At 46.5% G+C, this 26,510-nt stretch carries 23 protein-coding genes; 13 read left to right on the top strand and 10 right to left on the bottom strand.

Features of this window, described 5'->3' with window-relative positions:
* Nucleotides 1-58: 58 nt before the first annotated feature.
* Together EQP46_RS24540 and EQP46_RS11170 are read left to right on the top strand one after the other, a co-directional pair.
* A complete protein-coding gene (locus EQP46_RS24540) occupies nt 59-3,067 on the top strand; it encodes a methyl-accepting chemotaxis protein (protein WP_129493712.1) in 3,009 nt (1,002 codons plus the stop codon).
* Between the two features lie 187 nt (nt 3,068-3,254).
* Nucleotides 3,255-3,530 (top strand): nitrogenase-stabilizing/protective protein NifW, encoded by a 276-nt coding sequence (locus tag EQP46_RS11170; RefSeq protein ID WP_129493711.1) that lies wholly within the window; start codon nt 3,255-3,257, stop codon nt 3,528-3,530.
* Between the two features lie 25 nt (nt 3,531-3,555).
* On the opposite strand, the gene EQP46_RS11165 is transcribed toward EQP46_RS11170, so the two are convergent.
* A complete protein-coding gene (locus EQP46_RS11165) occupies nt 3,556-3,978 on the bottom strand; it encodes a MarR family winged helix-turn-helix transcriptional regulator (RefSeq protein ID WP_129493710.1) in 423 nt (140 codons plus the stop codon).
* Nucleotides 3,979-4,101: 123 nt separating this feature from the next.
* On the opposite strand from EQP46_RS11165, the gene EQP46_RS11160 reads away from it, so the two are divergent.
* Nucleotides 4,102-4,332 carry a hexameric tyrosine-coordinated heme protein gene (locus EQP46_RS11160; protein ID WP_129493709.1) on the top strand — a complete coding sequence of 77 codons (231 nt, stop codon included), beginning with the start codon at nt 4,102-4,104 and terminating at the stop codon, nt 4,330-4,332.
* A gap of 297 nt (nt 4,333-4,629) precedes the next feature.
* Complete coding sequence (locus EQP46_RS11155) at nt 4,630-5,571, top strand: 2OG-Fe(II) oxygenase family protein (RefSeq protein WP_129493708.1); 942 nt, start codon at nt 4,630-4,632, stop codon at nt 5,569-5,571.
* Nucleotides 5,572-5,738: 167 nt separating this feature from the next.
* Here EQP46_RS11155 and EQP46_RS11150 read toward each other — a convergent pair whose 3' ends face one another.
* The gene (locus EQP46_RS11150) at nt 5,739-6,380 is read right to left on the bottom strand and encodes a YdcF family protein (protein ID WP_129493707.1); all 642 of its coding nucleotides are present in this window, start codon (nt 6,378-6,380) and stop codon (nt 5,739-5,741) included.
* Nucleotides 6,381-6,539: 159 nt separating this feature from the next.
* Nucleotides 6,540-7,895, bottom strand: coding sequence for an ABC1 kinase family protein (locus EQP46_RS11145; protein WP_129493706.1), 1,356 nt, complete (start codon nt 7,893-7,895; stop codon nt 6,540-6,542).
* A gap of 329 nt (nt 7,896-8,224) precedes the next feature.
* Here EQP46_RS11145 and EQP46_RS24305 point away from each other — a divergent pair, with 329 nt between their 5' ends.
* The 3 genes from EQP46_RS24305 (at nt 8,225) to EQP46_RS11130 (ending at nt 10,064) form a co-directional block, all read left to right on the top strand.
* Nucleotides 8,225-8,698, top strand: a complete 474-nt coding sequence (locus tag EQP46_RS24305; protein WP_205685928.1) for a hypothetical protein — start codon at nt 8,225-8,227, stop codon at nt 8,696-8,698.
* Between the two features lie 116 nt (nt 8,699-8,814).
* Complete coding sequence (locus EQP46_RS11135) at nt 8,815-9,204, top strand: hypothetical protein (protein WP_129493704.1); 390 nt, start codon at nt 8,815-8,817, stop codon at nt 9,202-9,204.
* A gap of 392 nt (nt 9,205-9,596) precedes the next feature.
* On the top strand, nt 9,597-10,064 hold the full coding sequence (locus tag EQP46_RS11130; RefSeq protein ID WP_129493703.1) for a hypothetical protein: 468 nt from the start codon (nt 9,597-9,599) through the stop codon (nt 10,062-10,064).
* A gap of 325 nt (nt 10,065-10,389) precedes the next feature.
* Here the strand turns inward: EQP46_RS11130 and EQP46_RS11125 are convergent, their stop codons facing one another.
* Complete coding sequence (locus EQP46_RS11125) at nt 10,390-11,418, bottom strand: methionine synthase (protein WP_192545499.1); 1,029 nt, start codon at nt 11,416-11,418, stop codon at nt 10,390-10,392.
* A 27-nt stretch (nt 11,419-11,445) separates the two neighbouring features.
* On the bottom strand, nt 11,446-12,423 hold the full coding sequence (locus EQP46_RS11120; protein WP_129493701.1) for a DUF1852 domain-containing protein: 978 nt from the start codon (nt 12,421-12,423) through the stop codon (nt 11,446-11,448).
* 348 nt (nt 12,424-12,771) lie between these two features.
* Here EQP46_RS11120 and EQP46_RS11115 point away from each other — a divergent pair, with 348 nt between their 5' ends.
* Nucleotides 12,772-13,584, top strand: coding sequence for a sulfite exporter TauE/SafE family protein (locus EQP46_RS11115; protein WP_129493700.1), 813 nt, complete (start codon nt 12,772-12,774; stop codon nt 13,582-13,584).
* A 96-nt stretch (nt 13,585-13,680) separates the two neighbouring features.
* Here EQP46_RS11115 and EQP46_RS11110 read toward each other — a convergent pair whose 3' ends face one another.
* Both EQP46_RS11110 and EQP46_RS11105 read right to left on the bottom strand, forming a co-directional pair.
* Entirely contained in the window at nt 13,681-14,016 is a 336-nt protein-coding gene (locus tag EQP46_RS11110; RefSeq protein ID WP_017014763.1) for a zinc ribbon domain-containing protein YjdM, read from the bottom strand.
* 209 nt (nt 14,017-14,225) lie between these two features.
* Entirely contained in the window at nt 14,226-14,492 is a 267-nt protein-coding gene (locus EQP46_RS11105; RefSeq protein WP_129493699.1) for a putative hemolysin, read from the bottom strand.
* A 215-nt stretch (nt 14,493-14,707) separates the two neighbouring features.
* Here EQP46_RS11105 and EQP46_RS11100 point away from each other — a divergent pair, with 215 nt between their 5' ends.
* On the top strand, nt 14,708-16,342 hold the full coding sequence (locus EQP46_RS11100; RefSeq protein ID WP_192545493.1) for a methyl-accepting chemotaxis protein: 1,635 nt from the start codon (nt 14,708-14,710) through the stop codon (nt 16,340-16,342).
* Nucleotides 16,343-16,575: 233 nt separating this feature from the next.
* Nucleotides 16,576-17,151, top strand: coding sequence for an outer membrane protein (locus EQP46_RS11095; protein WP_129493698.1), 576 nt, complete (start codon nt 16,576-16,578; stop codon nt 17,149-17,151).
* A 62-nt stretch (nt 17,152-17,213) separates the two neighbouring features.
* Here the strand turns inward: EQP46_RS11095 and EQP46_RS11090 are convergent, their stop codons facing one another.
* A complete protein-coding gene (locus tag EQP46_RS11090; protein ID WP_129493697.1) occupies nt 17,214-18,353 on the bottom strand; it encodes a patatin-like phospholipase family protein in 1,140 nt (379 codons plus the stop codon).
* Between the two features lie 355 nt (nt 18,354-18,708).
* Between EQP46_RS11090 and speB the strand changes: the two genes are divergently transcribed.
* Nucleotides 18,709-19,629, top strand: a complete 921-nt coding sequence (speB, locus tag EQP46_RS11085) for an agmatinase (protein WP_129493696.1) — start codon at nt 18,709-18,711, stop codon at nt 19,627-19,629.
* A gap of 111 nt (nt 19,630-19,740) precedes the next feature.
* On the opposite strand, the gene EQP46_RS11080 is transcribed toward speB, so the two are convergent.
* Entirely contained in the window at nt 19,741-20,628 is an 888-nt protein-coding gene (locus tag EQP46_RS11080; RefSeq protein ID WP_129493695.1) for an alpha/beta fold hydrolase, read from the bottom strand.
* A 250-nt stretch (nt 20,629-20,878) separates the two neighbouring features.
* Here EQP46_RS11080 and EQP46_RS11075 point away from each other — a divergent pair, with 250 nt between their 5' ends.
* A complete protein-coding gene (locus EQP46_RS11075; RefSeq protein WP_194956770.1) occupies nt 20,879-21,361 on the top strand; it encodes a 2-thiouracil desulfurase family protein in 483 nt (160 codons plus the stop codon).
* 559 nt (nt 21,362-21,920) lie between these two features.
* Nucleotides 21,921-22,961 (top strand): LacI family DNA-binding transcriptional regulator, encoded by a 1,041-nt coding sequence (locus tag EQP46_RS11070; RefSeq protein WP_129493694.1) that lies wholly within the window; start codon nt 21,921-21,923, stop codon nt 22,959-22,961.
* An 82-nt stretch (nt 22,962-23,043) separates the two neighbouring features.
* Here EQP46_RS11070 and EQP46_RS11065 read toward each other — a convergent pair whose 3' ends face one another.
* Nucleotides 23,044-26,499, bottom strand: a complete 3,456-nt coding sequence (locus EQP46_RS11065; RefSeq protein WP_129493693.1) for a hypothetical protein — start codon at nt 26,497-26,499, stop codon at nt 23,044-23,046.
* Between the last annotated feature and the right edge of the window lie 11 nt (nt 26,500-26,510).

Here is a 26,510-nt window from a genome sequence, read left to right as displayed (position 1 = left end):
GCACGCTGAAAACAATGGATTCAGCGTGTATAGGCATACATCATTCGCGATAAGGGATATGACTGTGCTGGAAGATTGGAAACGCCAATTCGAAGATTTTGCGCTGGTGAAAAAAATAACCATTATTTTGAGCCTGATTGGCCTTATTCCCACAGTGATCACGGCGTTAATTGGGCTTTACAGTTCTTCCACCTCGCTGGAAGAACAGAAAATTGAATCGCTAAAAGCCATTGCACACCTGAAAAGTGACACCTTAGAAAACTACTTTGAGAACACTGAAACCATCTTACTGAATATCGCTAAAAGCCCGCTCACCATGTCAGCGGCCCCCTCGCTCATCAATGCCTTTAAACTCTATCCCTTTGACGTAGAAGACGAAGCAAGCCGCGCTGAATCAGAAGCAAAGCTCAAAGCATTTTATAAGAATGAATTTCTCTCCCACTTAGAAAAAACGGGCGGCAATACCATAGACACCGATGCGCTCGTTGATACCATCAGTTCGAAAACCAAAAGCTTGCAACATGCCTATATTTCAGGAAACCACTACCCTCTGGGACAGAAAGACCAGTTAAGAAAAGCGGGCTCGACGGACTACGATTTTGCGCACCGCCGCGTGCACATTAATTTTCGTCAGTACGTGAAAGATTTCAATTTGTACGATCTCTTTATCGTCGATCTCTCATCCGGTGACATTGTCTATTCCGTCTTTAAGGAAATTGATTTTGCTACCAACTTAAAAACAGGGCCGTTTAAAGATTCAGGTTTGGGCCAGGCTTACCGACAACTGTCTGAAAGCATCATTCAAGGGAAGCCCATTGAAACCTTGTTTGTGGACTATCAAAAATACCTTCCCTCTTACGATTTACCCGCAAGCTTTGTTGCGACCCCTATCTATATCAACGGTGTGCCCAAGGCGGCACTGATACTTCAACTGCCGATTGAAAAAATCACACAAGTGATGAGCCGCAATTATGGTTTGGGCGACACTGGCGAGTCTTACCTCGTTGGGCCTGACAAACGCTTACGTTCCGATACCTTCCATGAAGGTGGGCTGACAGTCGTGTCTTCTTTCCGCAGGGATGAAACCATCGATACAGCGGTGGTTAACGATGCGTTTGCAAGTGACCAGATAGAATCTGAATCTGGGCTTCATGGCCAGAACTATGCGAACGAATCTACGCTCTCTGTTTACCGAAAAGTGCCGGTCGGTGATTCTGAATGGCTCATCGTGGTTGAACAAAAAACCACGGAGGCGCTCTCTGCCATTTACTCGCTTGGCCTGATTTATCTGATTGTGGTGATCGTGTTGCTTTCGTCGGTCTTGTTTGTCTCAAAGACGTTTGGTCGCCTGATTTCGCGCCCGATTCAGGATCTCTCTCATTTCATTCTTTCATTGCGTGAACATTGGCGTTTCTCGGAGCGCGCTCAAGTGCACAGCAAAGACGAAACAGGACAAGCGGCCGATGCATTGAACACCATGCTTGGCTCTTTGGATGACGCCGTACGCGACATTTCATCCACCATGGATAGCCTTGCCAAAGGAGATTTCTCGCAACGCGTCACGTCTGATCTCGCCGGTGATTTGCAGGTGATCAAAACCAGCATCAATGAATCTGCGCAAGAACTCGAAACCACGGTGAAAGACATTGGTGATGTAATGTCTCACATTAAACAGGGGGATTTCAGGCACCGTGTCACCACCAATGCTAACGGGCAATTGGAAGTACTAAAAGATCAGGTAAATGATTCCGCCCAAAGCACTGCAGATTTTATTGCCGACACAAAACAGGTGATGACGGCGCTGCAAGTCGGCAATTACAACACACGCATTACCGCGAATGTGTCCGGGGAATTAGCTGAATTGAAAGCGGCCATCAACCAATCTATCGTCAACAGCGAAGCGGTGATCAATAACATTTGTAGTGTGATGGCAGCCATGAGCGAAGGGCAATTTGGTCAAACCGTTAACGTTGAAGCCAGCGGTAAACTCAATGAAATGAAGTGCGCGGTAAACACGGCGAGTACGTCAACCAACGCGGTTATCGCGAGTATTTCTTCGGTCATGCGCGAAGTATCGGTGGGTAACTTTAGCGCCCGTTGTGATACCAACAGCAAAGGTGACTTGCTCAACCTTGCCACTGATGTTAACCGCACCGCTGAAAACCTCGAAACCATTCTTTCGCATACCAGAGAAGTGCTTAACCACCTCTCTCGCGGCAATTTAACGGAATCTTTCACGTTGGATGTCACGGGGGATTACGACAAGCTAAAAGAGGGCATCAACCAGACCATGCTGCACTTAGCAAGCATGCTGGAGGAAATTCAAACCTCGGCAACCACAGTGAACGAACGCTCAGAAGAAACCTATGGCGAAGTGTCTGGCTTAAACACCCAACTCGATGCGCAAGTCAGAGGCTTGAAAGATGTGTCTTCGATGATGGGGACCATGCAAAACACAATCAATGGTACCCTAGCCCACGCCAACGAATCAGTGACAGTGTCACAAGCGGCGTTGGCGCACACCAAAGAGAATGAAGTCTTAGTGAAGCAGATTGAGGATGCCATGGTGTCCATTACTGAATCGAGCAACAAGATGCAGCAGATCATTGGCACGATTGAGGGCATTGCGTTTCAAACCAACCTGTTGGCGCTCAATGCCTCTGTTGAAGCCGCTCGTGCGGGCGAACAAGGGCGAGGGTTTTCTGTGGTCGCGAGTGAAGTGCGCGAACTGGCGCAACGGAGTGCCAATGCAGCGAAGGAAATATCTCTGTTGATCAATGAATCTGATGAGCGCATTAGGCGGGGGGCTGAGCAAGTCAATTTGTCTGGGGATTTGCTCAAGAAGATCACGGCATCCAGCAATGAAGTGTGCGCGAACTTTGAAAATGTTAACCAATCAATCCGCACCCAGTTCAATCAAGTGAATGATGTCTCGGCAAGCATCAAAGCGGTGAGCGATAACATTCATCATTGCGCGCAGATCCTCAATCGCATTAACGACAACATGGACCAAGTTAACGGACAAGCGGAGAGTCTAAACACCATGATCGGGCGTTTTAACTACTGATTTGGCAGGTACATCTGCGTCAATGAATGCATGGGTTGAATGCATGCGGATAAATACGCGTTGCAACCACGCATGGCTGCAAGCCGAAAAGTAAATCAAGGAAGGCGCTCGGAGATCAAAACCGCGATCATGCTGCTATGGTACGTTGCTTGCCATTCCTCGCGCCTAGAACGTCATAAGACCCGCAATGAGCACCACAGACATCCAACACACGCTATCGAGCTTCACTTGCATCGAACAAGCGCTCGATCATTTCGAGATTGGCTACGACAGCCGTTTCATCGACGAATACCGCGTGCCGCTGATGAAGAAATTCAATGGCTATCTGATCCTGCAAAAACCTGATGATTGGTTTTCAGCACGCCGCGCATTAAAAAATGCGTACTGCAATATTCAACGCTCACGATTAGATAAACACACTCGCCAAGCTTGCAGAGGCTGCACCAGCTGTCAGCGTCGCTGATACTCAGCACAGCCAGTATTCAGTATTACTCCGCCTCTACACCAATCTTTGCGCACAGTGTGATCATCAGATTGGCTTCTTCCGCCGTTAGCCCCGTCATGCAAAACACTTTGTCCGTAATGTCTGCGCTGTCGAGGGAAAGCTCACGTCCTTCTTGCGTCAAAACCACGGACTTTTGGCGATCATTGTCGGGTAAAGCTTCACGACGGATCAGCCCTTTTTGTTCAAGCCGTTTGAGCAAGGGCGTCATTGTCGCTTTGCTCAGTGCTGCACGCTGTGCAAGTTGGCTGATGGACAACGCATCTTCCTTCCACAGCACCATTAAGACGACAAATTGGGTATACGTCAGCCCTAGGGGCTCCAATAGCTGTCGATACATACTCGTGACTCTGTTTGACGTTGAATAAAGCGCAAAACACAGTTGTTTATCAATATCTGCAACCGCCACAAAAACCTCCCAATCAATCGTTGCCGTCTCATTATGGACAAACACGCGATAAAGTCACTCCATTTCGTTGACATATAGTTCGTAGACGAACAGTATGTTAACGAACATAATAAAGGAGGTAATATGAGCAATACATGGCTACCAACATTGATCACGGACACCCCTGAAGAGGGCTATCAACTCGCGATTAAAATGTCGAGAATGGGCGTGAAGTACACCCAACCCTCAGATGAAGTAAGAGAGAAGTTACGCCCTCAATATGCTGAGAGTGCGGACAGTCTCATTGCGGTTTCTCAGGTGGTTGCAACCAACTTTCAAACCGTTGCTGCTGCGAATAACTACTGGAAAGCCTAAACCAAGTTTGTCGCACTGAACCTCTTTGCTCAGTGCGCTTTTTTCTTTTATCCCCTCGCATCCTCGCATTACTCCTTCCTCTCTAGTCTTTTGTCTCTAATCTCTAGTCTCTAGCCTCTAGCCTCTAGCCTCTAGCCTCTAGCCTCTAGCCTCTAGCCTCTAGCCTCCCAATTATATAGAAAAGCTAAATTCTGAATCTAAATCCACCCTGTTTATCAATAAATAAAGCTGTAATAAAGTGCACTCGTCGACATCACTAGCACAAACAATGATTAAAAAATTGCCGGAGAAAGGAAGATGACAAATACAGTTTTAGTAAAAGACCACACCCAAGGCAGTCAATTGCAGCGTGCTCGTGCATTAGATTTGCCTTCTCGAGAAGCCATACTGCACCGCGATATGTCGGTGCAACGCTTCTGGGATGAAAACAGAATGCTACTTACCGATGCGTGGAAAGAGTGGGAGGCGTCTGAAAAAGACCAGCTTTTCACCATTGATGAAACGTTACTTGATGCAAAATTACGTAACGCCATCGAACAAGCATGGGAAGACCCTACAACAGAAGTGGCGGTTGCAGACTTGTGGGAAGAAGTGTCGCCGGGCGTCTACCAAACGCAATTCTTCGACCCTGCACGTTTGGCGGAGTTACGTGATTATCTGGCGCGTGTTGCGAATGCGAACATCCCACTTCGTCCGCCTTACGGCATCGCGCTTAATCGCCACGGCGCAATGCTTGACCAACGCTCTGAAGGGTATCTGGCAGCGCCAAACTTTCAAGCATTCTATAACGCGATCTTAGAGAAATACATGCGCCCTATTGCGCGTTTGTTATTCCCTGAAGTCATGGGTTTTGACACACAAACGTTCGGTTTTTCGATTCAGTATCAACCTGGCATGGACACATCACTGCGCTTACACACTGATGCATCTGCCGCGACAATGAACGTTAACCTGAACTTGCCGAGTGAGGAATACACGGGCTCAGAGCTAGATTTGTATGACCCAGCAACACGCAATGTGAAACGTGTGCGCTTCGAGCCCGGTGTGGCGATGATTCACCGTGGCAGTGTTCCACACGCGGCCCATCCGATCACTAGTGGGACACGTACTAACCTTGTATTTTGGTTGTATGGCGATCGCATGAGCATTCCATCGCCAAGGCTACAAGTCCCTGCGATTGATGCACATGATCGTTGGACGGTGCCAGTCACGGTCAGCGATGCCTTCGCGCCATTCTAAACGTTGAGCGCAAAGTGAATGCATGAGTACGTGAATATAATGAACGGTTAAAACAACACCTCCAACTGGCCGCATAGAAGTTGGAGGTTTTTTGTTGGATGGAGAAAAGTGCAAATTTAAGCAAGACGAGGGGCTTTCACTGGTATCGTCATGCCGTTTCATTGCGTCTACTCAGACGTTGGCCGCAACTCTTTGACCAAGGCATACGCATCAAGCACTTCTTGCGGGATGTCTTGTTCTATTTGGAAGCCTTGAGCGGGGTACGTTTGGATGCGTTCGAAATCGGCAATCATGGCATCGACGACCATGTCGAAAGGCAAGTCTTCGTTAGGGTAATCAATCAAAGAAACCGCTTGTGATGTCACGAGCACAGATTGCACAGGCTCTGGCCACTGCTTCAAAAATGTGGCGAAAGCGCGGCGTTCCATAAATGGCTTCTGCACGAGCAACAAACGCTGAAAATTGAGTCCTTTTTCTTTCATCAGCGCATGAGAAAGTGTGATGTTCTCGCCAGTGTTGGTCGCTTGTTTTTCTAATATCAATGCTGAAGCAGGCACACCTTCATCGAGCAATATGTCTGCGAAGGTTTCTGCTTCCGATTTTTCAAATAGGCCTTCCGTGAAGCGGCCTTTCCCGCCAGAAACCATGACATACGGCGCAAGCCCTTGGTGATAAAGCGCAGCAGCGTATTCAGCCACACGAATATCATTGCTGCAAAGAACAAAAATACAGTCACATTGCTCTGGGGTATGCCCGAGATGGTGGTAATTCCAAAGGGTTTCGAGATGTTGATAGAGGCGATGTGGCATGAGAGATCCTATCGGTAAGCGTTAATACTCTTTCTACGCTTACCAAGGACCCATTTCAAAAGTATGACGATGAAACTTTGAGGTTTAACCCGTAATTCGCGTTCTAGTTGTTAGGTAGAACAAATATACCAAGGAACAAAACAGCGGAGCGACGAGGTGTTACCCTGCCGCTTTATGTTCGCCCGCACGCAATGCAACTGACAATATAAATGGTGTGAACAAGCGACGAATATTGACGCGCGCATTCAACCTCGCCGCAAGCAAATACAACCCACCAATTTTTCGATGAAGAAACAATGCATCTGCTGGCGGGGTGTGCCAATACCCCTGTTCCATACTCAACGCCATCCCTGATTCACGAATACGCAAGGCGAGGTCGCTTATGCAAAAATCGTAATCGCCATCGTATTTCAGCGGCTCGCATGCAATTGCAACAAGGTTGACCACCGCCGTTTGTTGTTCAGGCAAAATGGTTTGGCTGAAAAAGCCTATTTGCTTCAGCGCATCCGACATTGCCTCTCGGTCATCTTCCATCGCGGCACTAAGCAGTTTTTGGTATCCCTCACTGATGTAATCAGGATATTGACGTGTCGCGCCGAAATCCAACAGCACGATTTTGCCTGTGTCCACTTGGTACAAATAGTTGGCAAAATTAGGGTCAGTCTGGACGAGTTGAAACTCAAACACTTCTCGAAAAAGTAAATGGAACAAGTTTTCAATCAAAGTATCTCGCGCGTCCTGAGGCAAGCCCGATAATGACTCAATCGGTTCGCCATGCTCATAGGACATGGTGAGAATAGAGGGCGTCGTTAATGCTTCAACCGCTCGAGGCACCAAATAACGTTCATCGTTTTTGAGGTGCGCAGCGAACGCTTGCAACATGTCTGATTCCAAGCAGTAGTTCGCTTCATCGTGCAGTTGCTTCTTTGCCTCTTCGAGAAGTTCTTTGTAGTCCACTTCTTTTGGCACTAACCCAGTAAGACGAAGCAAGGTCACAACGTTATCGACATCGCTGCTGATGCTTCGTTTTATGCCCGGATACTGCACTTTCACCGCCAACTCGCCGCCATCGTCGCCATAAGCAAAATGGACTTGGCCGATAGATGCTGCAGCAATCGGTTTGAAGTTAAATGATACGAAATGCTTTTGCCAATCTGCCCCCCACTCTTGCGCAAGCACATCCGCGAGTTGCTTTGCTGGCATGGGCGAAGCGTTGGAGCGAAGCTTGGCGAGAATGTCCGTCAGCTCCTTGGGCAGTGCGTCGCCCGCATCCATGCTCAACAGTTGCCCCACTTTCATGGCTGCACCGCGAAGCTGCGCGAGTTGGTCAGTCACGCTGCTGATGTTCTTCGGTGTAAGTAAGAGATCTTTCGCCTTTGGGCGCTTACCTGAGAGCATCTGTTTCGCCCCCTCCGCCGCCATGTTCGTTGCCACTTTCGTCACGACAGAACCAAACATACCCACACGGCTCAAACGATTACTCGGGATTTTCTTACCATCATCAAACTCAGCCACAATGCGTTTCCTTGTTGTTATCTGTACTCCATCAATACGATAACCAATCAGATTCGTTCACTGAGTATGGAAGTATTTTTATAAAAGCGCTGAGCGAGAAAGGATGTTCGGGTTTCCACTGTTGATACATTCAGCACCTACCGAGGTGGGGCATAATACCGACGTGTGCTGTTTTGGGGTATTTCTACCAACATTTGAAATACAGGCAATGAAAGCCCATTAGGATTGAATGCGTGGGTGATTTTTGATTTTTTTGCATCGTTATTATTGGACAAGATGGTGTGTTTAATCTCCCCACTTTAGGGTTGAATATACTGTTTGGGATATAGATGAAGCGAGCAGAGTTTTTCAAGTATGTTCGAGAGAAGCTTGGCTATTGGTACTCAGTATCATTAGTAGTGATTTTCTTTGTCTTAGGTGTTTGTCGGTCATTCAATACCGAAACTTCCCAGATCGTTGGTTTTTATTCGTTCATTCTTGTTATACCGAGTCTGATTTTTACGGTTATGAGCGGGATTGATAGAACATATGATCTTCACAAGTATTTTCATAAAGGCAATCAATCATACAAGGTGCCCAGCATTATGAGTGCTAAGTTAGTTTTACCTAATGCAGTAGTAGCGGTTGTGACTCTTTTCCCACCCATAGGTGTAACCTCTTTATTTATTGATTTTGGCGCCGCACATTTAAATGAAAATAACTTCATATTGAGTATGCTTCTGACGTTGAACGCACTCTCTATATGGTTTGTTTGGTTTGTTAACCCTAGTATCAAAACGTTAGCGGGTAAGTCGCAGCCCTAACGAGGTCATAAACGGGATGCTTTGCCGCTTCATAAGCTAATCAAAGTGTCATTAACATAATGAATGAAAATGTTATGTTGATAATTTATCGCGTCCCACTCTCGCCAAGGAAAGAAATGGATAGCTCAGAAAAAATATTGCACCTAATACGACTAGCTTCGAACTCACTTAGCTCTACTGGACAACTTTATCAAAATGTTGAAGGTCTAAACAAAGAGGTGATGTTAAAAGCAGTAGGTAACGCTTTATCAAATATGTTTGAAATTGACGATGCTATCTGCAAACTACGGCCTTCACTTACTGCAGATCAATGGAAACTTATCAATCAAGACAAAGACGCATTTGACGCTGAGTTCGAGAAACTAAATACAGCAATGGAAGCAGAAGCATCAGGAAATTTAGACACGGCTCAGGCTTTATTTTCTGACATAGAGAGTTCGTCACAAGTTGAAGATAATCGAATAAGGGCCCAAGCAGGGTTGTATCGTATTCAGACGAAGCGTTAACAAGACAAAACATGTAGACGTGGCGAAACTGCCAGCCTCACAGCACCTAAAGGATGAAAAATGAAGGCCAATAAATGGCTTCCTAATCTCGATGAGAGTATTTTTGCTCGAAGTTACCTTGTGACAATGGGTGGAACCTTTATTTCCATATCAAGCTTGGTATTCACTTCTTGGGGTTCAGATGAATTGTTCGGACTCATCATTTTACTGTTGCTCGCTCTCGTTGGGTTGTGTTGTCTTTGTATCGGGTTTTTCGCTTCGTCAAAAAGAGCCATAGCGTGGGCAGAGGGTTCTTCAAATCATGAAGTCTGTATCGTGCTTATTTTTCTATCCATTCCCGTCTATTTTATTTGGCTTTCTTTTAAATAGTTTCGACATTTGAGGCAACAAACATGAGAACTCAACACACAGAAAATGGTGGGCTTATCGTGACTCAGGGTTCTAAGCCTACTTATGTCATTTTAGGGATTCTTGCTTTCCTATTACTATCGAAAGACGCCTTTTTATGGGTTTTTTCTGCAGAACACAACCAAGGAAAACAGTTTTTGGCGATCACAGTCATCGTACTGACCATACTATTTTTCTACAGGGTCTGGTCGCTGAACAGTGAATTCACGTTTAATAGCATCGAGAAAAACCTTAGTTACTACATCCAGTATCCTTTTTTTAATAAAAAGGGGGTTATACCCCTAATTCAGATTGAAAAGGCTGTGATAGATACTGACAATGATGGCGGGACAAGAGTAGTCATTGTCTGCAACAATGAAAAAATCCCCATGTCTGCCAGAGTACTTCCTGTCGAAGAGTTTGGTTCTATCTGCAATGATATTAATAGATGGCTTAAAGACAATAAAATCTGAATCCATCGTATTTACATTTTCACATAATCACTTGTTATATCGAAAAAAGATTAAAAAAGGTTTCGATGTATTTAAGATCTTTACTCAGACACAAACCAAAGGATATCGGCTTAAGTTTGGATGTATCAGGCTGGACTTCCGTTGAATGATTTATCACAAAGTGAAGATTTCTTTATTTCGCCAGAACTAAAGCAGTTAGTGGTTTAGACAAACAATAAGCAGCGTTTTGTTTTTGATGCTGCACTACGCTACGTCAAGTAAGTGATATGGCGATGAGCTTGAACACTAAGATCCAAGCCCAACCATTCCCATCATCCCTGCCGCACTACATAGACAGTTCTTTGCGGATGATCTCTGCGCCTGCGTTAAGTGCCTTTAACTTCGCGTTCGCGACATCATGAGATAAAGGCGCCATGCCGCAGTTGGTGCATGGATAAAGATTTTCTGCATCAACAAACTTGAGCGCTTTTCGCAAGGTTTCCGCGACTTCTTCTGGCGTCTCAATGGTGTTCGTCGCGACATCAATCGCCCCTACCATCACTTTCTTACCGCGAATAAGCTCAAGCAACTCGATAGGCACTCGAGAGTTGTGGCACTCGAGAGAAATAATATCAATGTTGGATTGCTGCAGCTTAGGGAAGATTGCTTCATATTGTCGCCACTCTGATCCCAAGGTCTTTTTCCAATCTGTGTTGGCTTTGATGCCATAGCCATAACAAATGTGGACGGCGGTTTCGCATTTCAGCCCTTCAATGGCGCGTTCTAAGGTCGCTATCCCCCAATCATTGACCTCGTCAAAGAAGACATTAAATGCTGGCTCATCAAATTGAATAATATCGACGCCAGCTGCCTCTAACTCTTTTGCTTCTTGGTTGAGGATTTTGGCAAATTCCCACGCGAGTTTTTCACGGCTTTTATAGTGCGCATCATAAAGTGTGTCGATCATGGTCATAGGACCAGGTAGCGCCCACTTTATCGGTTGCTTGGTTTGTTTGCGTAAGCACTTAGCATCTTCGACAAAAATCGGCTTCTGGCGACTCACAGCACCGACGACAGTGGGTACGCTTGCATCATAACGATCACGAATTTTAACAGTTTCGCGTTTTTCAAAATCAACGCCATTAAGGTGCTCAATGAACGTTGTGACGAAGTGTTGGCGTGTTTGTTCGCCATCGCTAACAATATCAACCCCTGCGTGCTGTTGATCTTGCAATGATAAACGTAACGCATCATGTTTGCCCTGCGCTAATTCCTCATCTTGCAATTTCCAAGGAGACCAAAGTGTCTCGGGTTGTGCCAGCCATAAGGGTTTAGGCAAGCTGCCTGCAGTCGAGGTAGGTAATAATTTTTTCATCATAAATTCTGCTATCTAATGAGTGACTTACAACGCGTATTGCGCTGACCAATTCTCAAGAATCGATTGGTAAGGCTTAATGAAGTGCTCTTCTGCGAACTTGCCTTGTTCAACCGCTAACTGACCTCGCTCTTCACGGTCATAAACAATTTGAGTGAGCGAATGGTCTGAATTTTTCAAATTGGGTTGATAGCACTTTCCTGCAACAGCATTGGCATTGTAGATCTCAGGTCGATAGATTTTTTGGAATGTCCCCATCGTGCTGATGGTGCTGATAAGCTCAAGATTGGTGTAATCATTGAGTAAATCACCCACAAAATAAAATGCCAAAGGCGCGACGCTGTTAGGCGGCATGAAATAGCGCACTTGCAGACCCATTTTTTTAAAATATTGCTCTGTTAACGATGAATCGTTCGGCTGATATTCAAAACCCAAGACAGGATGCTGATTCTCAGTGCGATAATAGGTTTTATTATCCGACACGCTGAGGCAAATAACAGGCGGCTTACTAAAGTGCTGTTGGTATTCATCGGAACTCAAGAAATATTTAAAGAGTTTTCCATGTAATTCACCAAAGTTATCAGGAATACTGAACCCTTGTTTATTTTTATTATGATCCAATAGCAATACGCTGAAATCGTAGTCACGAACGTAAGAAGAAAAATTATTTCCGACGATGCCTTCAATGCGTTCATTGGTTTTATGATCGACGATGTTTGTCTTCAATACCTCTATTGAAGGAAAAGCTTGGTCGTGGCTCACAATACCCATGTCAACGGATACAATTTCAAGCTCTACAGAATAACGATCACCTCTAGGGTTGTCCCAATGCGCCAAGGCATTGAAGCTATTGTTTATCATCTTCAAAGCGTTACGTAAGTTCTCTTGACGGCTTTCCCCTCTTGCTAAGTTAGCAAAATTGGTGGTGATTCGCGTGTTATCTGAAGGATGGTAGTTCTCATCGAGACAAATGCTCTTAATCGTAAATGTAAATGCTTTATTCATCGTAATCTGACACCCTTTTCTTAACCAACGGCTTAAATTTGCTTGTTTCCGAGAGTTCTGCTCTTCACGGCACTCACGCTCGGAATGAAAAATTTTCAGCGTCCATCATAAACATGCTTATAACCCACTATTTAACGCGGTTATATTTATCTAAACTCGAAAGACAATTTAATTTATACGTGGTTAAAAATCAGATTTACAATGGTTTTACTTCACTATCATCATGAGAAATATTCATGATCTATTTCATTTGAAAACATCACCAACGGTCGGTTATATTCACAATCCAAAATACGGATTGAACGGTATTTATTTTTAACCTCCCATAAATATTAAAAAGTGAATTGAATGAGTGAATTGCTATTGTTGTTTATCTACTGCGCGCTGCTGGGCAGTGGTGTCGGTTTTTTAGCTGGGCTGTTAGGTATTGGCGGAGGCCTTGTTATTGTCCCTGTTCTCAGTGGCATCTTGCTTCATTTTGCGATTTTACCTTCTGAGCAAGTCGTCATCGTTGCGATCGCGACCTCACTGGCATCGATATTATTCACGTCAACGTCCTCTGCACTCGCTCACCATAAGAACGGCAATGTCCCTTGGGATTTAGCCCCCTGGATAATGACAGGTGTTGCCCTTGGCGCGTTGATCAGCGGATTTATGGCGGCACTGCTGCCTGAGGATGTGGTGCGCACAGTGTTTGCCGTGAGCGTTGTGCTTATCGCATTGAAAATGTTTTACAGCAGCCGTAAGAATGATGCCGCGACTGATCGTCAAATGCCCAATAAAGGCGTGTTAACCTTACTCACGACCATCACGGGCGGTTTGTCTGCCATGATCGGTATCGGTGGTGGTGCGCTTTTGGTTCCTCTATTAACGTTTTTCTCACTGGATATGAAAAAGGCCATTGGGTGCGCCTCGGCATGCGGCATTGTGATCGCATTGTTCGGCTCTGTTGGTTACATCAGTTCGGGAAGTGCGCACTTCGCTTTAGCGGACGGTTTTTTGGGTTTTGTCTATCTTCCCGCTTTATTCGGCATTGTTTGTACATCTTGGTTTACTGCCCCTTTAGGAGCCAAAGCGACACATCACCTGCCCGTTCCAACCATCAAAAAAGTCTTTGCCGTATTATTGTTAGCCATGGCAGTCAACATGGTGATGAGCTAACACACGCTCCAAGAATCTTGCCCATAAAAAAACCGCGCTCAACGGCGCGGTTCTTTTCATATCGTCAACGCGACAACATGATGCGAGACAGGTGAATTACACCTTCTTCACGAATTCCGATTTCAGTTTCATCGCACCAACGCCGTCAATTTTACAATCGATGTCGTGGTCGCCATCCACAAGGCGGATGTTTTTCACTTTGGTACCCACTTTAACAACCAGTGAAGAACCTTTCACTTTCAGGTCTTTGATAACCGTTACAGTGTCGCCATCTTGAAGAACGTTGCCGTTCGAATCTTTGATGATTTTTACGTCGTCAGCATCTGCAGATGCATCTTGAGACCACTCGTGACCACACTCTGGGCATACGTATAGTGCGCCATCTTCGTAAGTGTATTCTGAGTTGCACTGTGGGCAATTTGGTAAAGACATGTTTTATTACCTCGGTTGGAATGGGTAAAGACGCGCTAGTCTAAACCAAAGGCTGACACTCGCATATAGCCAAATGTGATATAGGCACACTTTTTAAGTGGAAACGCTTCTATCACCATCACCCATTAACCAAACCACCCCTATCACGCAACCCGTAACACAAAAAACAGCAACACAACTTACGATGCGTTCACATCCATTCACCAAGCCTATTTGGCATTGTCACCGTGATTTTCTCGGTACAAGGCCCATTCCTCAACGACCGTCCCATCAGGCAGCTGGCACATACTCATCGCATTGCCCGCTTCATCTTTTCGCGTTTTCGATGTTCCGCCCACACTGTCGCAATACACTGAAGCAGGGTTAGCCATGTTCAGTGATGGCGCTGTAGATGTGCTTTCTTCGGTCGCGCTACACCCAATCAATAAGGCACCAAGAGACATCGCAAGAAAGCCCGTCATTTTGTTATTCATCATTCTTCGTTCCTATAACAATGTAAGAGCAATAATCGGTGTAAGCACGCTAATCATTTTGTCTATTTTTGCCAACAAAAAGCATTTCATTCAACTGTCACGTCTCGTTATCAAACTATATGTATAAAAAACGAGCGAAGTGATTCTTCGTTGCTAGACTCAATGCTGTATTTATTCATTATTTGAATCATTTAAACGAAGAATAGAGGACGGACCCTATGAGAGCCCTTTCAATACGGCAACGGTTATCTCTGATCATTGTGATATCGGTACTGTCGTTAATTTCAGTCACCATTGTGTCTCTCATGATCAAACATGAGAACCTGTTGGATGAGAGAAAAAACCAAATTCAAGTGCTCGTTGAGACCGCCGAAACCCTGGTTACAAAACTCCACCAGCAAGCGTTAGCGGGTGACATATCAATGGAAGAAGCCAAGCAACGCGCCATTAGCGCTTTAGATGCTATGCGCTACGGTGATAACGGCTATTTCATGATTTATGATATGAACTCAACCATGGTTCACCACCCTATCACTGCCAGCCTTATCGGCAGGGACCTCAAATCTCTTCAAGACGTCAATGGTGTTTACATCATTCGTGAACAGGTCGAGATGGCTAAAAACGGCGGTGGTTTTGTCGCTTACCACTGGAAGAAGACAGGTTCAGATGAAACACCCTACCCTAAAATCGCCTATTCACTGCCTTTCTCTCCGTGGGGCTGGGTGTTAAACACCGGGTTATATGTCGATGACTTGGACGCAACTTTTTATCAAGACGTACAACGTTTGCTGCTTCTGGTTGCCCTCATTGCACTTATCCTCATTGGCCTATCAACATCCATTGCCCACAGCATTACGTCACCAATAAACCGTCTGAAAACCATGTTACAAACGGCTGAGGTGAATCTTGATTTAACCGTACGCTCTCGTTTGAACGGCAAGAATGAAATCACTGATTTAGGTCGCGCGTTTAACAATCTCATGAATGCATTTGAAGAAACGTTACTTGGCATATCACAAGGTGCGAATCAGCTTAATCAGGAAGTTTCTAAGCTCGAAAACCTCTCTGATCACATCGTCGGTGCTTCTACTCAGCAATCGCAAGATACAGGCAGCATTGCAGCCTTGGTTGAACAGTTTGCTGAGAGCATCAGCATCATTTCTCACGATGCTGATAAAATGAAATCGCTGTCTAACGAAAGTGGTGTGCAAGCGAAGCAAGGTGCCTCCACCATGCGCGCCACGATTTCTAACATGGATCAGATGTCAGAAAAGTCTCAGCGTTCGAGTTCTGCGGTGTCTGAGCTTGATCATCACTCGAAAGAGATTGAAGGCATTATTAGCGTGATAAACGATGTCGCAGAGCAAACCAACCTGCTGGCGTTGAACGCAGCCATTGAAGCCGCTCGTGCGGGTGACCAAGGGCGCGGGTTTGCTGTCGTTGCAGATGAAGTCAGAAACCTCGCTGTAAGAACATCAGATTCGACGAAACAAATTGCGTCGACGATTCAAGAGCTCCGAACGGGCATCGAAACCACCGTCGGTCATATTGAAGAAAGCGTGACCGTGGTGAACAGCAACATGTCGCAAACCCATGAAGCAGAACAACGGGTTCGCGAGATGCACCAAATGTCGCAGGATCTTATTCACATCATCGACGATGTATCAGGCGCTTTGCATGAACAATCCAGCGCAAACCGTGAGCTTGCTAATCGTATCCAACATATCGCCGACATGGCATCAAACAACCACCGTTCCGCATCAGACGTGCAAGGTTCAGCGCGAGAGGTAAATGGTTTGGTCAGTAAGTTTAACCAATCTGTGAGTCGATTTAAGATCTCGCAAACGATTTAAAACAAAGCCTCACAACGAAATAGCCCCTTTATGGGGCTTTTTTTCATTAAGCGTCGGCTTATACATCTACCGATCTGCAATCGTACGATTTCATCCGAAACAAGAAAGCGCTTTCTTCATTCTCAAATCAGAGTCACTGGCCGACAAGAACATTTGTTATCGTTGTGTTAACTGATGAGTGATTTCGTGCCTCATCACAAGGACATTTAGATTGGCTGTTAAAGGGAACTAACATGAGTTTCATTAAGAAAGCGCTTTTATTACTTGCAGTTACAGCACCTTCAGCTGCATATGCAAATGACAACGACCTATACATTGGTATTGATTTCCTCTCATCGGAATATGACGTTAACGACGGCACAGCTCGAACCTACGATCGATCTGGCGGTTTCAATATCAACATGGGCTATCTTCTTCCGATCAGTAAAGATATCGATTTCGGGTTTGAAGCATCAATCAATGATTTTGGCGATGGTTCGATTTCAGAAGGTGGGGTTGATGTCGAAGCGAGCCTCTCTGCAATTGTTCTTAGCTTTAAACCCACGTACTACTTTAGTGATTCGGGTTTTTCTGTATCAGGTGTTCTGGGTGCCGGCTCTTACAGCTATGATGCAGAAGGAACATCAAATGGTACAACTGTTAGCATCAGTGATAGTGAATTTGGATATACCTATGGGATTGAGGCAGGCTACAGCTTTTCCCAAAACGTAATGGTAACTGCAGGCTACAAAGCAGCGAAGGTAGAATTTGCAGATGATATCGATGCTGATATCAACACCTTCAACCTTGGTGTTAAATTCAGATTTTGATATTTCAACGCATCTAAAAAGCCCACCTCAGAAGCATTTTAGGTGGGCTCTTCGTTCTCTTTCTAAGACACTTTCTTCAACTTACTCTTGCTCGCCTTTAACCAACTTCCATCTTTAGCTCGTCGGTATACATGAGCAGGCAGTCCTTCATTTTCTTGCGTCCAGGGGGAAGCGTCTATCGCTTGCTTCATGTCTTCATAGCCTGCATCGCTGCGTAAACGAATCGAACGTCGAGAGAACTCGGTATCGCTCATTGGGTTATGCCCAGCAAGCGGTTCAAACGTGATGTGCACAATATCGATCTTGGGGCCGTCTTTTAGGTTGGTAACGTCTGGCACTTGCTTGCTATCAACAACCGCTGGGGAATGAGCCAGCAATTGATCTAAGTTTTTCTTAGCAATTAGCGCTTCAATGTGCGCGCATGTGCGGCTCGCATACTGTATTTCTTTCTCTCGCCACAGCACTTCGCTCATGGTTTGCGGTAACTCGCCATTGGCATTCCACAGGTCGACCATGAAAATCAACAAATCTTCGTCTTCCGCCAAGTCCAGAATGCCATTTAACGGCGTGTTGGATACCACGCCACCGTCCCAATAATGGTCATTGCCAATCTGTGTCGCAGGGAAGCCTGGGGGTAGCGAGCCACTGGCAATCGGGTGTGCGGCGGTAAACGTGTCGGATTCGCTGTCAAAGAAAACCAATTCGCCGTCCGTTACGCGCGTTGCACCAACCGTAAGGCGGACACCACTGCTATTGCTGTTGATGAGTTCAAAATCCACCAGTTCGTTGAGCGTGGAAAACAACGGTGTTGTGTCGTAGAAACTTGTCGCAGCCTCGCCCGGTGAAGCCACCCAAGGGTTAATGGCACGTGGGACAAAGAAATCAGGCTGGCCAAATGTCAGCGCTTGGGAAACACTGGCCATGTTGAAGCTCGCAGCCATGGAAGGCAGAAGCAGCGCATCAGTGCCCGGGCGAGAAATTCGCTGCCAGAAAGCGTCCAGTTTTTCTAGGCGTTGTTCTGGTGCATTACCTGCGAGCACTGCGGCATTCAGCGCTCCAATGGAAATGCCTGCAAACCAGTCAGGCGTAAATCCCGCTTCTTCCAGCGCTTTGTACGCGCCGATATGATACGCCCCCAGCGCGCCGCCACCCTGTAACACCAAACAAACTTTTGGTTTTTTCTTTGTCCGTGACCTTGCCATACTTGCTCCCTCAATGTTCGATAGCTGAAATAGATAATCCTTTCTATATAGACCAACAATTAAGGCATCTATGTTAATTTAATCAGTCAGAACAAAACAAAGCCAACATCCATCACGTCGGCGGTTTAAACATTGCAAAACTCGCGTCCATCTTGCATACGATACCGTTCAACCGCATAAAAATGCACTTCGCCCCGTTGCCGGATAGCGAGCCATCATCGAAGCCCTCCCCTCAACGCATCAGACTAAGAGAGTTTGCATCAAGTTCTTACTCTCGAAAAAATCATTGATAAAAATGTCAGCTAAAATCTTTGTTTCACGAACACTGAAATGAAAACACGTGAGAGTCATTGCTATGGAAAATATATTCGCTCGAAAAGATGATTCCCTTTACTCGAATGCCTACTCATTTCTTCGCTTACCCATGGTGCAAGATCCCACTCAAGTAGACGCAGATGTTGTTGTGCTCGGCATGCCTTATGACATGGCCACAACGGGCCGTTCAGGCGCGCGATTAGGCCCAGATGCCGTGCGTCGTGCATCTGTCAATTTGGCGTGGGAAGGCCATCGGTATCCGTGGCCGTTTGATCTGCGTGAACGTTGCAACATTGTTGATGCGGGTGACCTGATCTTTACCTGTGGCGACAGCGAAGACTTTTGCAACACAGCCGCTGGCGCTGCGACCAAAATATTGGCATCGGGCAAAACCTTGCTTTCACTCGGCGGCGACCATTTCATTACCCTGCCCTTGCTTCGCGCGCACCACGATAAACACGGTGTGATGGCGTTGATTCACTTTGACGCGCATACCGACACGTACAGCCAAGGCAGCCGATATGATCACGGCACCATGTTCTACCATGCGCCGCGCGAAGGGCTGATTGATGCAAACAAATCAGTGCAAGTCGGCATCCGTACTGACTATGAAAAAGACGGGCATGGTTTTAACGTGATTTGTGCAGAAGCCGCCAATGACATGACACCCGATGACATTGCAATTCATATCAAAGCGATTGTGGGAGACATGCCGGTTTACATTACGTTTGATATTGATTGCCTCGACCCTGCTTACGCGCCGGGAACCGGCACACCTGTGGTCGGCGGAATCACTTCAGACAAAGCGCTTCGGATCTTGAGAGGGTTACTAGGCATCAACCTTGTGGGGATGGATGTGGTGGAGGTCAGCCCGCCGTTTGATAACTCAGAAATCACGGCGCTCGCCGGCGCAACCATTGCAACGGAGCTTTTACACCTTTGGGCATCGAGTCAGCACTGAGCTTTTGGAAAATAGTCCCTGAACGCATTGCGTCGTCTGTTAGTGGTAAGTGCACAACGACAGACGATGCAAAGCAATAGGAAATGTTTTAGGTATCGTGAGAAGCCGCGACTAACTCGCATCGCGTTGCTCTTCCTGCATATCGATGATGGGGTGCGTATCAATAAAGTGCGTGACATCATGACGGTATGATTTAAAGAACAAGTTTGGCGCATGTCCGCAGCCCAAGTAGTAATTGACTGACATGGTAGGCTGAACCTCCCTCATGTGCTTCACAATCGGCTTCGTCAGCACATCAGAATGCAGACCATGCATAAGCATCAGCGGTTGCTTGAGCTTTCCAAATTGACGCCATAAGTTCATTGATGGCGAACTCTCTGAGTAAGCATCCAAAATTCTTGGATCGTAATGTGTGGTATACGCCCCATTGTCTAACCGACGAACAGACGCGCCAATCATGGTTTGCCATTGCTCCGCGGTGTGAGAACCAAATGGATGATAAAGGGTTTGCAGATACTGGTAGATCTCACTGTAACGCTTAAACGTCATGGGTGTTTTCACATAGCTGATGATACGTTTTAAGGCATCATCCGGTACTTCAGGGCCAACATCGTTCAATATCAATGAACTGATACGCGATTCGTGTGTGGGATTCGAGGCAAGCAACATCCCAATGATGCCACCCATGCTCGTGCCTACCCAATGCGCACGGTCGCAGGAATAGAAATCCATCAACTTCACGGCCAAGTCAGTATAGTTCGCGTAGTTGTATTCTTTAATCGGGTCTTGCGCCCACTCAGACAGGCCTCTTCCAAGTGTGTCCGGCACCAGAACACGGTAGCCTTTGGCTGCCAAATCTTCGCCTAATGCCATGAAATCAATACCGTTACGCGCCAAGCCGTGCCAACAGATGACAGTCTCGCCCCCTTCGGGGTTCCACGCCCTCACATGAATTTCGCGGCCATTGATAACTGGATACTGCTCTAGCATTTGAGACATAGACTTGTTCCCTCCGTGTGAGTCTTAAATTATTTGACCGAATTCACGTTTTCTCAACTTTCTGAGCGAAAAAAATTCCCAAAACTGAGCCGGAATTGCGTTAGCAAGCAACAATAAATCGCTGTAGACCTTGATTTTCCTCATCTTTGTCTCAACTAAATTATCATTAATAAGATGTTTTTGTCTGACGGAAATAACCAGTGATGGTAGTATCCCCCCAACCCCAATCTGCCTTTAAAACACCTTATTCATGGAAAAAGTGTTAATCAGTGCTTGTCTGCTTGGACAAAATGTTCGCTATGACGGAAACAACCTCGGTTTAGATTCTCTTTCATTTCAACGGTTGTCCGAATTGGTCGAATTCGTTGCCATTTGCCCAGAAGTGTCCGGCGGCCTCTCTACACCTCGCACGCCAGCAGAAATCGTTCAAGGCGCGGGGATCGATGTCATTGAACAACGTGCTCAAGTCATCACCCAGACGGGCGCGAATGTCACCGACGCGTTCGTTGTTGGTGCGCAGAACGCACTGGCTTTGTGCAAGCAAAACAACATTCGTGCTGCAGTGTTGACGGACGCCAGCCCTTCTTGCGGTAGCAGCAAAATTTACAACGGTGAATTCGCGGGTGAAAAAATCGCAGGGCATGGCGTAACAACGGCATTACTCAGGGAAAATGGCATTACTGTCTTTAGCCAGTTCGAATTAGAAAACGCCATTGAATTCGTGAATCGCTAATCCCTCCTTATATTGTGGCTAACGCCGCTGCATCCCATGCCAGCGTCAAAGGCGCTGGCTGTTTCCTTACAAAATACGCGTCAGTCTGTTTCATTTATGATTCATTGCCCCACACCTTAATGCCTCGAATCAGCTTATTTCAGAAAGTCGCCTTTCTGGGACGATACGTCATGACGAAATAGGTTAGAAACTACATGCATATTAAAATGGTTATATCGAGGCGATATAGGCAAACCGCCTCACGTTTCACGACTTGACTGACCCTAAATGCTTTCTATTTGCAGTAAGTCGCGCCATCATTGGGCATAGATGAAATTCTCTCGTTTGTCCCTTCCATACATGGCTGGATGACATAAACGTGAGAACATGAAAAACTTGGCAAGGGTTTTGCCTTTATTCGAAACCGTACGTTGAACAGTAACGTCGCCATATTTTTTGTGAAATCGAAGGACAATTAAACAGCCCACCAGCGTAGTGAAAGAGAAGGCCATGAAAGCGCTTTCAGATGAAAATAGCGTAAATCCTAGGGTTGTTTAGACTAAAGATGAAGGAAAACACATTGATCACCATTAAAGAAGTTGCGGAGCTCGCGAAGGTTTCCCAATCAACGGTTTCTCGGGCCTTAAATGGTCACGAGACCGTGAAGGAGAAAAACCGCGTGAAGGTGTTTGATGCCATCGAAAAGCTTGGTTATCAACCCAATGCGTTTGCGCAGGCACTTGCTTCGAATCGCTCACACAGTATTGGCATGCTGGTTGGTACCTTTGATGGCCCTTACTTTGGCCCTTTGATGCATTACGTCGAAAAGGTTGTTCGTCAACAAAACTACCACCTGATCATCACCAGTGGTCACGAGCAGTATCAAGAAGAGCAAGAGTCAATCCGCTTCTTAAATGCCAAGAAAATTGACGGTTTAGTCCTTACCTCTGACATGCTAAGCGATGGCGATATCCTTGATATTATTGAAGTTACGCCTGCCACCATGCTGATGAACCGCTATATTCCTGAGATTGCCGATCAGTGTATTTGTATTGACAATGAACTGGGTGGTTTCCTTGCCACCGAGCATTTGCTGTTGAATGGTCACCGCCGTATCGGTTGTGTCACCGGTCAGTTAAGCAAAATTGATAGCCGAGATCGTTTGCAAGGCTACCGAAATGCATTAAAAGAATACGGCGTGGAATACGATCCTAACTTGGTTGTTGAGGGTCGTTTTGACCACGGCGGTAACGATACAGCCGTGCGCCGATTGCTCGACCGAGACAAGAGCATGACAGCAATTTTCTGCTTGAATGACAGTATCGCGCTTGCGGCATATGGTGTTTGCCATGAGTTCGGTTATCGCGTGGGTGAAGACATGTCGATTGTGGGTTTCGATAACCACACTTACAGCCAATACATGACACCTAGCCTGTCTACCGTTAATTTCCCCATTAAAGAGATGGCGAAAGAAGCGGCGAAAGGCGTACTTAACATCTTGAATGGTAAGAAAAGTACGGGCGTTGAAAACCGTCTTTCTCCGAACCTGATTGAACGGAAATCAGTGAAAAACATCACAAGCGTTGCTCAAGTTGTGAAGAAAGAGAGCTTTACCGAATAGCGACTCACTCACCACCAACGCGCAAACAAAAAAACAGCCGCTATTTAGCGGCTGTTTTTATTTGCCTGTGTATCCGTCACGGTTATTCAGGCTGATATAACATGCTTTCCGGTACATTCACCACAATGCGAGCAAACTCACCAGTACGGTCGAAAATCTGCTTACTGATTGAGGCCGACAATAGGTTGCCTTGAATGATAATCACATCACCCGTTGACAACACCAGTTCGATGCTCATTGCGTCTGCGTCAGACATACGATAGACAAACGGTACCTGACAGTAGGTAAACGCAAGCTCACCCTTGTTAAGTTCTAGGTCAACCAGCTTGCCATCAAGCCCAACATAATTGAAGCCAACAGGTGCTTCACTGAACTCGTTTTTCAGCAGCAAAGTCGGTGCAATTTCGATCGCCCCACCGCTCACCAAAATACCCAGTTCACCAAAACGCGTCAGAATTTCTTCTTTCACCTGACCCGTCATGCCTGGCTGCTGTGCGCCTGCATTTTTTGGTGTGTGCGAATACGGGTCAACAGGGAATGCACCATACTCTTGCGGGGCTTTGTTAAAGCCGATGCCATCACGCACACGGTAGTAGTAAGCCGCCAGTTTCTTTGTATCTTGGCTATGTGGGTTTTCTTGCAAGCTCGTGAAGTACACTTCTTGAACGGCTAACAAGAGTTTCGATACCATGTGCCAGTAGATACAACCTAGGCCTTCGTAACCAAACATGGTGCCTGAACGGCCCGTGAACTCACGGTGATTAAACACCTCTTCGTAGATCTCCAACACATTGTTGAACAGCGCATCGGTGATGTGAGGGTAGTCTGCACGTACCTCTTCAATCGCACGCTTCAACACTCCCTCATTTTCAAAGTTTGCATTGAAGTGGAAATGGCTACGGTTATCGACGTTGATCAGGCGCGTATCACCCACGGTGTACATTTCAGACAGCAGCGGATTAGCTTGAACCTTCTCAGCAGGAATAAGGTTTTTATCCATGAAAGAGGTCAATTCGCGGTCTGGGTAAAGCATGAACGACTTCTGATCAGAACGGTACATTTCGCTCTTAAACAGGCTGTCGAGCAACGACACCGCTTGCGAACTGCTCAATGCACCCGAGCTCAGCGCCGCTACCTGCCCTTCTAGCATTGGATAGAGGTCAAGTGACGTTAGGCTCTCAGAAGAGTACTGAACAACGTTATACGCGTTAAACAGACCGTCTTCACGCTCGTTGTTCAATGCACTGCGATCAAGAAGACGCATGCTTGAATCTAACAGCGCATCAATGTCTGATTTGCTGACGGTCGTTTTTCCTGAGAAACCGTTGTCACGGTAAACGAGACGACGGTAACGACAAGCCGCTTCAACCAAGTCATTCAGTAATACGCGCTTCGTCTGGCGTGTGACTGTCTTGTTCTTCACTTCCATTGACGCTTTGTGCAGGATATCTGCCGTATCAGAAAGCCACTGTGCCACTTCCGTTGATAAGCGGATAGTATCAGGCGCATTCGCAAACACACCTTGCAAGAACTCAACGTAACGGCGCATGTAACAGAGTGTCACGACTGACAGACCGTTACCCACAATGGCGTTGTTCGCATCGTTCCACTCAGGGCGTTGCGTGTTCAACCAAATACCACCATCAACAACCCAGTTGCTCAGTTTTGCAAGCAAAGGGACAAGGAGCTTCTCTGATAGGTTAACCAGGTACACTTCTTTGTCTGAATCCAGCATCAAACGGCCGTCACTGCCCAATTGTTCACTCAGCAATACGGTTCTGTCGTGAAGCGCTTGATCAAACGTGACGGTGTCTTTTGGCGTGCTGAACAAGGTGTTCGCATCACCAATGCGGTAAGGGACGTTTGCATAGCTAAAGATTTCACGCGTCAGATCTTCTGACATTTGCTCAGGGTCGAAACGCTTAGACCACTCAAGGAACTTGAGCAAATAAATGATCTGATGATCACCCCAGTAGCCAATATTGCTCCAAGGATCATCCGCTTCAAGCACTTCCCAATCCACACCGTCTTTGGTGATGCGGTAAGGGTTGTAGCCATCGACAGTAGACGCATTCACAAACTTGGTGATGAATGCACGAATATAGCCAGGATAACTCAGTGCCAACGCTTCCCAGTTCTGGAAGATGTCGCGCCAGTTACCTTGGTAAGACAGCAAAGGTTGGTCTTGCTTGTCCTTCACTTTGATTTCGTAGTGGTTCCAAGGGCGGCTTGGGTCACCATGACGACGACCAAAGGTCAACGGCAAATACTCAAGGCACAAACGCACCAACTGAATGTCGTCAGATTGCTCTGCACGTTTCACCAATTCAGCATGAGTGAATTGCTCAGGCAATGCATCGTAGAAAGATTGGTTACGCAGCACTACTTTGCCGTTGGTTGCACGGGCAGTTCGAAGCACGTCATCACGGCGCAACGCATAACCGTTCTCAAACACACCACCGCGCATGCTGTTAAACAACACATTGGCGTAATGGTGGTTACTGGTGGTTTCACTTGCAGAGTACTGCCAGCCGTCTACTGCGCCGATCAGCGCGACCAATTCTTTACGGTTGGCTTGAATGTCATCTTCGATCAGATCAAGCAGAATACGACCGCGTGCGAGTTTCGATCTCAGCACGGCCACATCCGTGTGATTCTTATCACTGTCTAACACGAACAACCAATCGTTGCTGCTGTTCGCATCGAGCGTGATGGTTTTATGGATCATGTAAGCGCCACGTACGCCACGCGTGAGCGTTTCTGGCTCTAACGCAAGGCCGCGACGGAACGCAGGAAGTTGTTGGCTGCTCAAAAGCAAGGTGGATTGGTCTGAATCCACACAGAAAACGGTGTTCGCTTGCAGTGATTCTGCAGGGTCTGCACGGTCGCTCAACTTGGCGTACATTGTGTAAAGCGCCAGCGCGGTTTCACCCACTCGCTCATTCCATTTGTACGCGTCTACCAAGGCACTGCGGGTCTGCAATGCGGCCATTGGCGCATCACAAGGCAGGATGTTTTGAAGGCCATCAAGCACCTCAACACTGCGTGACTCGCCCGTGAGGTTAGCGATTTCACAGCGGCGCACAAAGCCGAACGTGTTGCCGGTTTCCCAGCTGTATTGGAAGGAAAGTCCCAAGGTATGGTTAACTTCCTCAAACACCAATTTGTCGCCAGTGATGTTTTTGTAAAGATGGCGATTCAGGTCAAAACGGCCATCTTGTTGGACGTTGAACGGTTCCCATGTCACACGTGTTCCTTGGTGATCGACACGGATAAAGGTTCGCGGCCCAGTGTTGTCTGCGCTCTCGTGGATCATATCCACAGAACGGTAAGGAAACAGAGCATTCTCTGGTTTACTCCGTCCTGCTGACAAGCTACCTGTGGAAGAAACGAACAACCAATGATCATTCGCCGATACGATGCTCATAAAAAAAGGCTGCATGTGATCAACATTTTCAATGCGATAAAAACGATCGCCCTGAAAATCTACAAATTGCCCGCTAACAGGAGCGTTAGCCATTTGAACATTCTGTTCCATTTTTCTCGGTT

Source organism: Enterovibrio baiacu, from assembly GCF_004120195.1.
In the GTDB taxonomy this organism is placed as follows: domain Bacteria; phylum Pseudomonadota; class Gammaproteobacteria; order Enterobacterales; family Vibrionaceae; genus Enterovibrio; species Enterovibrio baiacui.
Note: the sequence above shows the minus strand (reverse complement) of the source record. Positions and strands in the feature narration are given on the sequence as shown.